Raw genomic sequence first — 14,079 nt, forward strand, 5'->3', positions numbered from 1 at the left:
TTTACTTACCTGTATTATCGCCGCTTTGTTTTGAAACTTTAGTGTTTTCCTGAGAATTTTCCCTACTATTTCCCCGGTCCGCATAGCGCATAAGCATATCTTTGATGCCGATCCCTTTATCGGCGAGAAAATCAGCCACTTTTTGGTACACGATGGACATATACGTCTCTTCCATGTACCCCTTCTTCTTTGAAAGCTCCGTGGTCTTTTGCAACTCCTTTAGCATAGTAAGCATAAAATACGACTCGAAGCCTTTGCAGACCTTTTCTTTATCCCCCCCGTTTGCGCCGTTACGGGTCACGCCCGATTCACTGAGAACGGAGGCCATCGTAGCATTAATAGTTCGCTTTATTGAGATTTCGCTCATGCCGGCCCCTTCATCATATCACTTCCAGCTCAGCCTGCAAAGCCCCGGAGGCTTTGATCGTTTGCAAAATCGTGATCACATCCCGGGAAGATACCCCGGTGGCATTGAGCGCATTGACCAGCTCCCTGATCGTCACACCGCTCTCCATGAGATAGAATTTCCCTTTCTCTTCTTCGACCTTCATTGTCGTATCCGGAGTGACAACCGTCTGACCTTGCGTGAATGGCAAGGGCTGACTCACCTTCTCGCTCTCCTTAATTTGAACGCTAAGATTACCATGTGCGATAGCCACCGTCGATATCTTCACGTTTTCACCGATAACAACCGTGCCCGTCTTCTCGTCAACGATGATTTTTGCCGCGACATCAGGCGCCACTTCGAGATTTTCAACCGCCGAAAGAAATTTAACCGGATTCGCCTTAAGACTCTGTGGCGTTTCGACAGTCACCGTACCGCCATCCTTAGCAAAAGCCGCTTCTGCAAACACCTCATTGATACGGTCAGCAACCCTCTTTGCGGTGGTAAAGTCGGGCATTTTCAGGGAAAGTGTGGTTGAATCCATTTTGAAATTGCCGTATTCGACCTCCCGTTCTATGGTTGCCCCATTGGCTATTCGTCCTACGGTGGGGTGATTCTTTTGTACTGTCGCCCCCTGACCGCTCGCCAGAAAACCGCCGACAACTACTGGTCCCTGGGCCACTCCATATACCTCTCCGTCAGCCCCTTTGAGCTGGGTGATCAAAAGGACTCCGCCTTCAATGCTCCGCGCGTCGCCGATAGAAGAGACCGTAACGTCTATCCTGTTTCCGATCTTCGCGAAGGGCGGCAGGTTGGCCGTCACGACCACGGCGGCGATATTGTTGACCTTTATTGCCGTGGGGTCAACTCTTACCCCCATATTCTCCAGCATGTTGGCAAGAGATTGGGTCGTAAATATCGTGTTCGCTTTGTCCCCTGTGCCGCGAAGGCCCGTGACCAGACCGTAACCCACAAGCTGATTGGTCCTGACCCCATTTACATATGCAAGGTCCTTTATCCGTGCAGCATATGGGGTGGCCGCCAGGCACACGAGGTAAATACATACAAGAGCGAAAACATGGAATACACGCGCAATAATCCTCGATTTTGTCGCTGCATCGAGGACCAACGTACCGGTCGCACGCTGTGGCTTCCGTTCTTCTGTTCCCCTGGTCTTGAGCCCTGCCTTGGTTTCACAATCGTGAGACACAACCGGGCAAAGCGATCCATCGCCCTCGACAATTATATCTTTGTCCTCTTCGCATTTCCATTCTTCGCTTCCATTCTCACCGGCAGATGTTTCTTTCCCGCTTCGCGCTCCGTAAACGGTGTCGGCTATCGGTCTTCTCTCTTCGCTGTTCCATTCGTTATGTTTCATAGCTCACCTCACCATCAGAACGGCCAGAACATATCAAAAATCCTTGCAAGGAATCCGGGCCTCTGCTTTTCTCCGACAATCCCGATACCCGTATAGATCACTTTCGCATCTGCGATCTGAGTGGAAAGCACAGAATTGTCGTAGGCAATATCTTTCTGTCTCACGATACCCTGCAGCAGGATCTCTTTTTTCTCATTGTTGACGACGATTTCCCTCTTGCCTTCAATCGCCAGGTTTCCACTGGGTAGTACATCGACAACCCTCGCTGTGATCGTCGCGCTCAGCGATCCGGTCCTTGTGGTGGCGCCCGAGCCGGAAAAATCGTTCTGTGTGTTGGCATCGATGAATTTTGAGGGGTTGATGCTCGAGGGAAAGTTATTTGATTCCAATCCCAGGAAATTGTTGATTCCGGCGGTTGTCTGGGAGGTTCTTTTGGTATCAGTGGTCGCCGATTCCGAAGCCTGGGAGACCTCGACAATCTTTACGGTGATGATATCTCCCACGGCCCTTGCCCTGAGATCTCCAAAAATAGTGTTCGTGGTGCTCGCACCTCTCCAGATAGTCCCAGGGGCCTGAGCAGCCGCGGGCTTGGTCTGTTTATAGGTGTTGTCGATCACGAAAGGTTCATCTTTGATCCGTGACTCATGCGGGATATCGCATGCGATCAGTCCGTGGCAAGTCGCAGTCAAGATAAGTATCATTGCGGTTGTCTTCATCATAGTGATCCTCTAAAATTCCACCGTAACGGTGTTGTTTGCCGTCACTCTGCCCTGGACTTCTTTGCCGGATGTTACGTTCTGCACGCGGATGAGATCACCCATCTTGCCTTTGGCCATGGTCTTGCCTTTGGTCTGAACGAGGATGTCTCTGTTCTCAGCAATAAGGTTCACGATCTCGCCCCGCTGGATTATTACAGGATCTTCGAGGAGCTGCGAGGTGATGACCGTATTCATGGATGCATCCTTCTTCAAAGCTCTCCCTATCACATCATCGATTAAAGAGGGATACTCCGTGCCTTTTCCGCTTAAGTATGTTTCCTTCACGGTAATATCGTTCTTCCCGATGATTTCGCCCATCTTTCCATCCTGCTTCAATACGAAAAGTTTTCTTTTGATAAGTACTCTAAAGGGGACATGGAGGCTTCTCAACTTTCCACCCGCGCCTTCGATCTCAACGGCGCAAATACCCTGGCCCTCTGCATCGGGCACTTTGAGAAAACTCATGTTTCCGACTTTCTCTCGGTCTTTCAATTGATTGGCGATACTGACGTTATTGAGTCTTATCTCCACATCCGCATCTTCACCATATAACTGTGCGACAAATTGGACGATCTTCGTCTCAAGCAGCGAATACTCCCGCGCGTGCGCAATCGCAAAAAACAACAAGGATGCGATGAAAAGAAGACCCATAACGTATATCCAGGTTAATCCGTCTGTACGGCCAAATCCATCCTCCAAAACAGCGGGCACCCTATTCGCTATCTTTGAGTTGCGATCCTCTGTCTCCATGCTATTCTATCTCCTCAGATTGTTAGCCATCTGGAGCATCTCGTCCGCAGCCTGGATCGCCTTGGAATTGACTTCATATGCCCTCTGTCCTATGATGAGGTTTATCATTTCCTGCATAATATTTACGTTGGACATTTCAAGATATCCTTGAAGCAGCGTGCCAACCCCATTTTGGCCGGGCACACTTGTCGTCGGGGTACCGCTTGCATCCGTTTCCTGAAACAGGTTCTTTCCAATGGCTTTGAGTCCTGCCGGATTGGCAAAAATGGCAAGCTGGATGTTGCCGATCTGCTGGGGTTGTGTTTGACCCTGGATCTGCGCCGAAACAGTACCGTCCGCTTCAATAGATGTTGTCAGGGTCTTAGCCGGTATGGTGATGTTGGGTACGATGGGGTAGCCGTCGCTTGTGACAATCCGCCCTGTAGAGTCACTCTTCAACGCGCCCGCTCTGGTGTAAGCCGTATCACCTGACGGTAGCGTCACCTGGAGAAATCCGTTTCCCTGAATGGCGACGTCAAGCTCATTTTGAGTATTCTGATAATCACCCTGCTGGAATGCTTTCTGGACGGAAGCCAGCATAGCCCCAAGTCCAATCTGAATACCCGTGGGCACCTGGTTTCCACCTTCTGTTTGTGCCCCCTGGAGTCGCAAGGTCTGATATATGAGGTCCTGAAAATCAGCCCTGCTCCTCTTATAGCCGTTCGTGTTCACGTTGGCAATGTTGTTGGCGATAACGTCAAGGTTTGTCTGTTGAACGTTCATTCCCGTGCCAGCTGTCCATAACGCCCGTATCATTCTTGCCTCCTAAAACTTGCCCAGATCGGTAAGCTTTGTATTCTCATCGTAAACCATCTGGTCTATTTTGGTATAGCACTCGTAAGCCCGCATGGTCTGGATCATCTCGACCATCTCGTGGAAAACGTTGACATTGGAGCTCTCATACGAGCCCTGCCGTATAGAATACCAGTCAGGGGTTGTCTCAGCCGCGTTCTTGTCTGTGTTGACGTACAGGCTTTTGCCCACGGGCTGAAGCGCGTTCTGATTCTTAAAATCCACGACCTTCAGAGTATCTACTTTGTCTTTTCCGAGATAGATTGTCCCGTCCTGACCGATGAGGATGTCTTTGCCGTCCTTGATCGTGATGGTGATCTCTCCGTTCGTGCCCATCACCGGGTCCCCGTTCATCGTCACCAACCTGCCGTCACCTCCCACGGTGAACTGGCCGTTACGGGTGTACGCCGGACCGTCCTGACCCTGGACGACAAAAAACCCTTTGCCGATAATGGCAACGTCGAAAGGCGCTCCGGTGTCAACGAGGGGAGCGTCAGAAAAATCAGTATAGGTGTCATAAAGACTGACATAAGAGTTTTTTAAGGGCTTGGACTCACCCGAGGCACCGGTGGTGGAGACCATATTGAATACCGGCTTAATGGCCTTAAACCCAGCCGTCAGAGAGTTTGCAAGGTTATTTGCAATAATGTCGAGTCTTCTTTCATTGACGTATTTGCCGGCTACGGTCGTATAAAAACTCATGCTATAAGAAGATGCAATCCTCGTGCCATGACGCTACTTGTGGATGTTCCGGCGTTTTCAGCTAATTTAGGCTCTGTGGATGGTTGAAATGTCTCTTAAGAAGCGGAAAAAATTTCCTACGTAGGCAAAATTTTCATATGGTAATATCTATTCTGCTCTCCTGTTCCTTATTCTCCGGAGGGTCCTTGTCGTAATCATTGCGTCTCTCTTCAGCATAGGGTGAGCGAGAACCGTATCCTGCCCTGCCTTTCTTCTTGTTGTCCCTGGCCTGTTTCCTCTTCAATCCCACCGAGTCCTTTGAAACCGAAGATTTGCCATCAGGCGCCCGGACATTTCTCAATAACCCGACCTCGTAGGCTTCGCTCATAGACGTCCCCTCCTTGTAAGTCTAATTCGAGTCGATGTTCTCGATATCCTTCTTCTCCGGCGATGAAAATATCTTCTTGAGCTCAAGCAGAATAAGTAGTCTGTCATCAAGCTTGCCCACGCCTTCAATATACTCGGATTCTATGCCGGCCACCATGGATGGAGGCGGCTCTATGGTATTATCGGGTATGCGTAAAACCTCGGACACGGAATCGACGATGAAACCGAGCACGAGTCCGTCGAGTTCAACCACGATGATCCTTGTTGACTTGTCGTAGGCCTTGTCTTTGAAACCGAGTCTTTTCCGCAAATCCACGATAGGAATTATCTTTCCCCTAAGGTTTATTACCCCTTCGATAAAGGCCGGGGCATTCGGTATCTTGGTGATGCTCATCATCTTATTGATTTCCTGGACTTTGAGAATGTCCACCCCGAATTCCTCGCTACCGAGTTTGAATGTGACGAGCTGCAAAATTCTCCCTTCGTTCATAGATCTTCCTCCTTCAGAAGATTAATCGGAAAATCTTTACGATACTTAAACCCATTCTTGCATAATTATTCCCTTAATTTGTTTCAATGTCAATCCGATAAAGTTAATGGTGCACATGCGAACAACATATCAGGTGATCTATGCTTGAGCATACGGCAACCCGGCAGACAAATGCTTGCCTTGCCGGTGATGACGATGAGAAGAATAAGATATTTGTCGGCAGACAGCCTATACTCAACCGGCAGAAGAAGACCTTTGGGTATGAACTACTGTTCAGAAGAAGTCTGGTTCAGTGCGCCAACGTGACCGACAATGTGAAAGCGACCGCCAATGTCATGGTAAACGCCTTGAACAACATCGGCGTCTCTAAATTGATCGGAAGCAAGAAAGGATTCATCAATGTAGATGCCAGTCTCCTCACGAGCGGCGTAGCCGATCTCTTGCCGAAGAAGATAACGGTCTTTGAAATCCTCGAAACCGTTAAGATCGATCAGACGATACTTGATCTGTGCAAGAACCTGAAGAAGGATGGATACGAAATTGCCCTTGATGATTACGTCCATAACGACGTCTCCGACATACTGAACATCGTCGATTACGTAAAGATAGATGTGATGGCTACGAAACGTGAGACTGTAGCGGAAATGAGTAAGATACTCAAGAAATACAAAATCAAACTCGTGGCCGAGAAGGTCGAAACCAGAGAGGATTTCGAATATTGTTATGACCTCGGTTACGACTATTTTCAGGGATACTTCTTTGCCAAGCCTTCCATCATATCTGCAAAATCAATATCTCCGACTCAGGTGGTGCTTCTCGACCTTTCGAGGCTTTTGGCAAAAGAGGCTGAGTTCTTTGTCCTGGAGAAGATATTCCGCCAGAACCCTGAGCTCCATATCAAGCTCCTTCAGTTCATCAACTCCGCTGCGTTCTACACCCCTCAGAAGATCACTTCCATCCGCCAGTCTATCGCTTTGCTCGGTTATCGCAATCTCCAGAAGTGGGTAACACTCCTTCTTTTTGCGGGCGAAGGATATGATATAACATCAACGCCGCTCTTCGAGAGGGCGGTGCTCAGAGGCAGAATCATGGAGCTCCTTACCGGCGAGATTACTCATGATACGGCGAGTGCTGACAGGGCGTTTATGACTGGAGTGATGTCTCTCATCGATACCCTCCTGCAAACCCCCCTTGAGAACATCCTGAAAGAGCTGAACCTCTCCGAAGAGATAAACGACGCTCTACTCCAGAAAGAGGGATTGCTGGGTAGACTTATAACAATTATCGAGAACCTTGAACAGGAGCACTACGACGAGGTCAAGGATGCCCTGTCGGCTGTGAACATCGATATAGATGAGCTTTTCCGTATTGAAAATAACGCAATCGTTGAATATGAAAACATGGACAAGGGCAATTCGTAACCGGAAAGAAAAAAATATCGACCAGCCACAATCCTCACAACAGCTACAATACTATAGCACAGCGCGGGGGCTTGCTGGCCTCTCTTTGACTTTTGCCCAAGACGCGGCATAACCCCCAGACCGGGGTATTACACCCGTATGCCGACTTACGTCAGTTCATTGCGCTCGCCGCTGATCCGGCAACACTGTGAAGATGACCGTATGCCTTCTTCTGATTATTGTGATAGAGAATCACAGAAGGTATGTCCAGGATAAGGATTACCTTCCCGTCGCCCCTGATCGTGGCGCCGCTTATGCCTTTGATGTTTTTCAGGAATTCCCCGAGCGGTTTTATCACCACTTCTTCCTGTCCCACCACCGAGTGCACCTTAATGCCAATGGTTTTTTCGCCCATGTTGCATATTACCACGTACCCGTCTGTGCTCTCTTCGGCCTGCGTGCTAAAGGTCTTGAGAAGGTCGAGTAGCGGGATAACCGCATTTCTCAAAACCATCACCTCGTTCTTATCGACGGTCTTCACGAGACCCTCTTTCAGCTTCACCAGTTCCGTGACCGTGTTCAACGGGATGGCAAAGAGTTCATTATCTACCTTGACGATCAGCGCTCTCATGATGGCGAGCGTAAGTGGGAGCTTTATGGTGAGTTTGGTCCACTGGCCTTCTTCGGAGTCGATGTAGCACTGACCATTCATCTTCTCGATGTTCGTCTTGACTACATCCATCCCCACGCCTCTTCCCGAGACGGCGCTCACCTTCTGCGCAGTGCTCAGGCCGGGGATGAAAACCAGATTCATCGCCTCTTTAGCCGAAAGGCTTGCGAGTTCAGCTTCGGTCATGAGCCCCTTTTCCTTTACCTTGTCCTTGACCGCCTGAAGATTGATTCCCTTGCCGTCATCGTAAACATCTATGATGACATGGTTGCCTTCGTTATATGCTCTCACCGAAAGTAGGCCTTTTTTGTTCTTGCCTTTCTTCTCGCGTTCATCCGGTACTTCGATACCATGGTCCACGGAATTTCTGATTATGTGTACCATAGGATCAACGAGCGCCTCTATCAGCGATCTATCCAGTTCGGTCTCTTCACCTTCCACTTTCAAATCGATATCTTTCTTGAATTCCGCGCAAAGGTCGCGCACCATCCTCGGGATCTTGTTAAAGACCTTACTGATAGGCACGAGCCTGGCCCTCATGACGGAGAGCTGGAGTTCGTTTGTGATGACCTCGATATAGTTGGTGACATCTCCCAAATTATCGAAAACGGTCTCGCCCGCATCCTCCTTCTTCGCCAGGCTGTTGACGAGGATCAGCCTGTTTTTGCCGAGAACGAGCTCACCGACAAGATTCATCAGCTCATCAAGTTTCTTCACGTCGATGCGGATGGTCTGCTCTTCTTTGCTCGCCGTCTTCTGCTTCGAGAGGATGTTCTTCATCTGCCCCTCGGTAACGAGCTTTTCCTCTACAACGATTTCGCCAATCTTTTTTTCCTTGTCCTTCTCCTGCTTTTTGAGCACACCTTCGAGCTCAGTCTTCGTGAGGATCTTCTCTTCCACGAGGATCTCGCCTAGCATCTTCTTCTCTTCCGGGGGCGCTTCCGCCGTCTTCTTGTTGCCGCTTAGGAGTCCGGCAAGCTTTTCTATGACGCTAGATGCCTTGTGGTTTTCCGATCCATGCGTGCGAATATCTTCGATCATGAGTTTCATCAGGTCGAAGGCTTCAAGCAGTATATCGGCGGTTTCTTGATCGATCTTCATTTCTCCCTTTCGGATCGTCCCGAGTACGTCTTCCCCCTTGTGGGCAAGCTCGGAGAGAAAGTTGAAACCGAGGAAACTCGATGTGCCCTTTATCGTGTGCACCGCACGAAATATGCCATTGATCGTCTCTTCGTCCTGGCTCTGTTCAATGGCAACGATGTCCTGAATGACGTTGTCCATCAACTCGCTTGATTCGACGATGAACTCATCGACAATCTCCTGCATCTCATCTCTTTGCAAAGCCTGATCATCCATGATCTTCCTCCTCGCTCAGAAGGCTTTCAACCTTGTAGAGCAAAAAATTCGGCTGGACCGGTTTGTTGAGAAACATATTCACGCCTGCGTCGAAGGCATCTTTCTTCAACTTGTCATCCTTCGTCGTAGTAAGCATAATCACGGGGGTATCCATATAGTAGTAATTATCTCTTAAATTCTTCACAAATTCAATCCCATCCATATTCGGCATATTGAGGTCAACAATGATGAGATCCACCTGTACGTGGCCGAGCTTCTCCATGGCATCCATTCCGTCTTCAGCCTCAGCAATGATGAAATTCTTCTTTTTCAAGATGTATGCCAACAGTTTTCTTATGGTCGCAGAGTCATCGACGATCAAAATTGTTTTCATAGGCTATCCTTTCTGATAGGCAATAGTCCCCGGAAATACAAGGGGTTTGAAAGCTCGCGAAATATTGTGGAGTGATTCCGCATGGCCGATCGTGAGAAATCCCTTGGGCCTTAATGATTCGTAGAGGTGCTCGATAACCTTCTTCTTAACCTTTTCGTCGAAATAGATGAGGACATTCCGGCAAAATATAATATCCATTTGCTTGTATACCCGATAGGCGTCACTCTCCATCAAGTTCATGAAATCTATCTTCACGTTTCTTTTTACATGTTCATGCAACTTGTACATGCTATTTTCTTCTGCGAAGTATTTCTTTCTGAGTGACTCATCCGTATTGCGTATGCTGTACTGGCTGAAAACAGCGCGCTTCGCGGACTCAAGCACTTTCTGGCTGATATCCGTCGCATAAATCATGTAGGGTATATTCTGTCTTATCGTCTGCATGAGTTCTTCCAGAATAATGGCGAGCGTATACGGTTCTTCCCCGGTCGAGCACGCTGCGCTCCATATCCTGATAGGGTTCAATCCATTTCCATTCAGGTAATTCTTCTGAACAACGATCTTGAAGGCATCGAGCTGAGGTGGGTTCCGGAAGAAGCTCGTTTCGTTCGTCGTTACTACGTCAAAGAGATTGGCTATCTCGTTCTTGGCCTTGTCGCTGCCATACTTGAGACAATAATAGTAGTCTTCGAAAGAGCTTAATCCCAGTTCCCCCAGCCTGTTGGTAAGTCTGCTCTCGAGAAGATAGGCCTTGTTTTCTGCGAAAAATATGCCTGTCTTTTCATACACAAAATCTCGGAGGGTGAAAAATTCTTCCTTCGTCATCATGGTGTGTCTCTAATTGCCCTCGAGTCTTTGCAGCACCGACTCCGCGTTTGATTTTACGTCTTCATTCGAACTCGTTGCAAATGGTCTAATATACTCTATGGCCTTCCTGTCATCCAGGTCGGCCAGAGCTCTTATACACCCTATAGTGATGAGGCCGTTCTCGTCTTTGAGTCCATTAGCGAATACATCGAAGAGTGAGCCATCTTCGAACGCCCCAAGGGCGGAAAGTGCATAATATCTTGTCCACAGGCCTTTGGCCGCGTCGGCGAAAACTTCGACCAGCCGGTCTTTGAACATGCTGAGCTTCTTATCTTTGATGACCTTGAGCACTTCATGGGGTATGTTTTCGTCCATGAGAATCGTTTTCAGAAGGGTCAGGTAATGCCCGTTATCAAGAAAATTGCCGAGGATTCCAATCGCAGCCCTTCTCACGCCTTCGTCGGCGTCCGACGCGAGTTTTTCGATAAAAGGAAAATTCTTCTCGCTGTCTATCAGGCTTGTGGCTGAGAGATATGTTCTCTTGTCTTCGTTCGAGCCATCATAGACGAAGGTTTTAATAAGGTCCATAGCCCGACCGGTGTCAAGACTCAAAAGGGCCTTCAGCGCTTTGGTCCTCACATCGGCAAAACCTCTTTGCGCAATATCTATTATTTCATTCTTCAATTCCTTAAGCGACAGCGCGCCCACCACGTCCACGGCGGACCCTTTTATATGCCCGTCTGTATCCTTTATCGCCTCTCTGATAATCGAGGCACCGTTTCCGACAGAGAGCCCCGGGACACCGGTAACGATTTCTCTTTTCACGTCTGCGGGAGACGACAGAAAAATGTCCAGCAAAAGCGGTTCTTCGAGCTTGATACCGGCGATCTTGCAGGCCTTGACCAGGGGAAAAAGGTACTTCTCGTCCCTTTTCATATAATCAGAAATTGAGTCGGCCCAGACATCGCTCATGGAAACAAAGAGCTCGAGTATGGACCCGAATTCATCGCCGTCGCGTTCCATGCCGCTCAGCACGTCGAGAATGGCTTCACAGGTCTCCGCTTGCCTGAAGTGGGTGAGCATCCGTATGACTTCGAGGGAATATTGCTTCTCGTAACGAACACTGTTCAGCAAGTGTTCGTTCAACTCGTCCCCGATTTTCTCCTTCAGTTTTTCAAAAATTTCTTCGTTCCCCTTTTCGAGGATGATCTTGAGGTATGTGTTTCTCTTCTGTCTGTCCCAGCCCTTCAGCGTCTCAAAGATTTCGTTGAGAATCTCATCGTCGCCGTATTCAAGAAGCACTTCGCAAGCCGCGATGGACAACTCCTCCCCGCTCGTCTTGAAAAACTCGACAAGCTGCGGGATGGCGCTTCTGCTTTTTGTTCTTCCGATACTGTATATGGCTGAGAAAGCAATCCACTCCACGTCCTTCAGGGCCTCGACAAGCGCGGCCACCGCTTCGTCGTCGTCGAAATCGCCAAGCGCCATACAGGCCGCATTCCTTACGTTATCGTCTTCTTCATGGAGCGATCTAATAAGGCTCGGAACAGCGCGCCTGTCTTTGAGGAAGCTGAGGACTTCACAGCCGTAGACCCTGATATCCTCGTTCTCATCATCGAGCATGCCGAGAACACTCTCAAGAGAGACGCTACCTATCTTCTTCAACACGTCGAGAACCGCCATCCTCGTGACTGTGTTCTTTTGTTGGAGGAGCGGGATAATGCCCTCTACCGCTTCTTTACTCGGGGAGGCGATCAAGGCGTTGATGGCCTTCTCTTTCTCGAAATTGTCGCCGTCTCGGATAAGATCAATAAAGCGTGTGAGTTCCTTTTTGCTCATTTTCTTTTTCGGCGTCCCTCGTCCCTCACCCTTCTTTGTTTTCATAACACCCTCATTATCTCTTCAGATATTCTATCTATGGGAAGGACCACGTCGGCGAGATTCGCGCCGATAACCGCCTTGGGCATCCCAAAGACAACACACGTCTCCTCATCCTGAGCGATAATATAGCCGTGTTTTAGTTTCATCTCCTTCATGCCGATCAGGCCGTCGTTACCCATGCCGGTAAGGATGACACCGATGGCCTGTTGTTCGTAGACTGTCGCCGTGGACGACATGAGCAGGTCGACTGAGGGCCGATAGATATACTGCGACCCGTTTACAAACTCTACAACGATCTCTTTTCCTCTTCTTTTGAGAGCAACATGCGTATTGCCGGGCGCTATCAGGGCAACCCCTGGTCTGAGCGGCTCATTTTCCTCAGCTTCCTTAACGTGGATCTGCGAAACGGCGTCAAGCCTCTGCGAAAAAGATTGCGTGAAAAGTTTCGGCATATGCTGGGCGATCACAATAGGAACCGGAAAGTTTTTGTGCAGGCTGGTCAGGATATGCTGGAGAGCCGGCGGTCCCCCTGTAGACGCACCAATAGATAGAACCTCATGCTTTATCTTCTGGTCAGGACTCACGTCCACGGGCTTTTTGGTAATGTCGAGTTTCTTGAGCAAGAATCTTACTTTGTTCCTGGCCACGTTCTTGACCTTAGATACGAGTTCGACTTGTTTTGCCTCGATAGAACTGGACACATTGGCAAAATCCTTGGTGACAAAATCACAGGCGCCGATGGTCAGCGCTTCCATGGTTACCTCGGCCCCCTCTTTTGTCAGCGCGCTCATCATAATGACCGGGATCGGCTCTTTTGACATGATGCGCCTCAAAGCTTCCAGGCCGTCCATCACAGGCATCTCTATGTCAAGAGTGACGACATCAGGCTTTAGGGATTCTATTTTTTCCAGGGCATCGAGACCATCAACGCCGGTGCCGACAACCTCAATATGCGGGTCTTTTGACAACATACGGCTTATAGTTTTTCGCATGACAAGGGAATCGTCAACAACAAGGACTCTGATCATGGTCCTCCTCTGACATCCCTTCGAAAAAACCCTTGGCGGCTTTTGATTGAGTAAAGAGACGTTCAAAAAATCTCAATTTTTCTGTTGGCGTCAATTCTATCCTAAAATCTTGAGTCATATCCATCAAATCCTTGTATTTATTCATAAACTCATCAAAGCTTGAGAGATTATCTCCTAAATCAATCCGTTTTGCAAACTTATTTCCCATGTAAATCACTCGCGCATAGTCGGGATTATCCCGCGCATCATCAGGGTTATGGTGATACATAACACCGTCACTTATCGTCTTGGGGATATTCCACATCTCAAGCGCCATGGCGCCCAAGACACCGTGATGAACCGACAACACCTCGGTCTCCGCCTGCAGACGGCTAAGCCCGCCAGAGGATGCCAGCGTACAGATCTTCTCCCACTCATCATGAAAATAGCGATACATGATAATGGAACCGATATCATGTAAAAGCCCGCTGATATAAACTTCATCAGGTTCCGCTCTTTCAAAGCTTATGCTGATGGTCTTCGCCATAAGCGCGGACAGAATCGAATGCCTTACGAATTTGTCACGGTCAAACCCGGAGTGCCCTTTTATCATGGATACAAACGGCATATGGAGAACGATATTGGAGAGATGTTCAAGGCCCACGATTGCTATGGCATGTTCGATGGAAGTGATATGTCTGAAGTTGCGGGTGCCAAAATAGGCGGTATTGGCCACCCTCAGGACCTCGCCGGCCATTGATGGATCCATAGTCTTCGCCAGGTCAACTGCGGAACTCATTGGGTCCTCGATAATATTGATAACTTCCCCTACAATTCCGGGGAACGTTGGCAGTATCTCTACTTTTCTGAGTTTGCTGAGTATATACTCATGCTCCATACTGTCCTAAATATGTTATCGGATTCC

General features: G+C 48.8%; 15 protein-coding genes. 1 reads left to right on the forward strand and 14 read right to left on the reverse strand.

The features are described from left to right. Window position 1 precedes the first annotated feature (1 nt). The 8 genes from VMT62_17140 to VMT62_17175 all read right to left on the reverse strand — a co-directional run bounded on the left by VMT62_17140 (window position 2) and on the right by VMT62_17175 (window position 5,660). Window positions 2–367: a hypothetical protein gene (locus VMT62_17140; protein ID HVN98154.1), complete on the reverse strand. Its 366-nt coding sequence runs from the start codon at window positions 365–367 to the stop codon at window positions 2–4. Between the two features lie 13 nt (window positions 368–380). After that, window positions 381–1,763, reverse strand: coding sequence for a flagellar basal body P-ring protein FlgI (locus VMT62_17145; protein HVN98155.1), 1,383 nt, complete (start codon window positions 1,761–1,763; stop codon window positions 381–383). 14 nt (window positions 1,764–1,777) lie between these two features. Further along, window positions 1,778–2,482 carry a flagellar basal body L-ring protein FlgH gene (locus tag VMT62_17150; GenBank protein ID HVN98156.1) on the reverse strand — a complete coding sequence of 235 codons (705 nt, stop codon included), beginning with the start codon at window positions 2,480–2,482 and terminating at the stop codon, window positions 1,778–1,780. A 9-nt stretch (window positions 2,483–2,491) separates the two neighbouring features. Further along, window positions 2,492–3,271 carry a flagellar basal body P-ring formation chaperone FlgA gene (flgA, locus tag VMT62_17155; GenBank protein HVN98157.1) on the reverse strand — a complete coding sequence of 260 codons (780 nt, stop codon included), beginning with the start codon at window positions 3,269–3,271 and terminating at the stop codon, window positions 2,492–2,494. Between the two features lie 6 nt (window positions 3,272–3,277). Next, the gene (flgG, locus tag VMT62_17160) at window positions 3,278–4,066 is read right to left on the reverse strand and encodes a flagellar basal-body rod protein FlgG (protein ID HVN98158.1); all 789 of its coding nucleotides are present in this window, start codon (window positions 4,064–4,066) and stop codon (window positions 3,278–3,280) included. Between the two features lie 9 nt (window positions 4,067–4,075). Next, a complete protein-coding gene (flgF, locus tag VMT62_17165) occupies window positions 4,076–4,804 on the reverse strand; it encodes a flagellar basal-body rod protein FlgF (protein HVN98159.1) in 729 nt (242 codons plus the stop codon). Between the two features lie 133 nt (window positions 4,805–4,937). Continuing rightward, the gene (locus tag VMT62_17170) at window positions 4,938–5,171 is read right to left on the reverse strand and encodes a hypothetical protein (protein ID HVN98160.1); all 234 of its coding nucleotides are present in this window, start codon (window positions 5,169–5,171) and stop codon (window positions 4,938–4,940) included. 21 nt (window positions 5,172–5,192) lie between these two features. Next, window positions 5,193–5,660, reverse strand: coding sequence for a chemotaxis protein CheW (locus VMT62_17175; GenBank protein HVN98161.1), 468 nt, complete (start codon window positions 5,658–5,660; stop codon window positions 5,193–5,195). A 140-nt stretch (window positions 5,661–5,800) separates the two neighbouring features. Here VMT62_17175 and VMT62_17180 point away from each other — a divergent pair, with 140 nt between their 5' ends. Further along, complete coding sequence (locus VMT62_17180; protein ID HVN98162.1) at window positions 5,801–7,081, forward strand: EAL domain-containing protein; 1,281 nt, start codon at window positions 5,801–5,803, stop codon at window positions 7,079–7,081. 151 nt (window positions 7,082–7,232) lie between these two features. Here VMT62_17180 and VMT62_17185 read toward each other — a convergent pair whose 3' ends face one another. From VMT62_17185 to VMT62_17210, 6 genes are read right to left on the reverse strand one after another with little or no spacing between them, the layout of a single operon-like run. Next, window positions 7,233–9,086: a chemotaxis protein CheA gene (locus VMT62_17185; protein HVN98163.1), complete on the reverse strand. Its 1,854-nt coding sequence runs from the start codon at window positions 9,084–9,086 to the stop codon at window positions 7,233–7,235. Further along, window positions 9,079–9,459 (reverse strand): response regulator, encoded by a 381-nt coding sequence (locus VMT62_17190; GenBank protein HVN98164.1) that lies wholly within the window; start codon window positions 9,457–9,459, stop codon window positions 9,079–9,081. Before VMT62_17190 ends, VMT62_17185 begins: the two co-directional genes overlap by 8 nt. Window positions 9,460–9,462: 3 nt before the next feature. Beyond that, window positions 9,463–10,287, reverse strand: a complete 825-nt coding sequence (locus VMT62_17195; protein HVN98165.1) for a protein-glutamate O-methyltransferase CheR — start codon at window positions 10,285–10,287, stop codon at window positions 9,463–9,465. Between the two features lie 9 nt (window positions 10,288–10,296). Continuing rightward, the gene (locus VMT62_17200; GenBank protein HVN98166.1) at window positions 10,297–12,150 is read right to left on the reverse strand and encodes a HEAT repeat domain-containing protein; all 1,854 of its coding nucleotides are present in this window, start codon (window positions 12,148–12,150) and stop codon (window positions 10,297–10,299) included. Then, window positions 12,147–13,175: a chemotaxis response regulator protein-glutamate methylesterase gene (locus VMT62_17205; GenBank protein ID HVN98167.1), complete on the reverse strand. Its 1,029-nt coding sequence runs from the start codon at window positions 13,173–13,175 to the stop codon at window positions 12,147–12,149. Before VMT62_17205 ends, VMT62_17200 begins: the two co-directional genes overlap by 4 nt. Next, on the reverse strand, window positions 13,153–14,052 hold the full coding sequence (locus tag VMT62_17210; GenBank protein HVN98168.1) for an HDOD domain-containing protein: 900 nt from the start codon (window positions 14,050–14,052) through the stop codon (window positions 13,153–13,155). Before VMT62_17210 ends, VMT62_17205 begins: the two co-directional genes overlap by 23 nt. Window positions 14,053–14,079: the final 27 nt, after the last annotated feature.

Source organism: Syntrophorhabdaceae bacterium (genome assembly GCA_035541755.1).
Lineage (GTDB): Bacteria > Desulfobacterota > Syntrophorhabdia > Syntrophorhabdales > Syntrophorhabdaceae > PNOF01.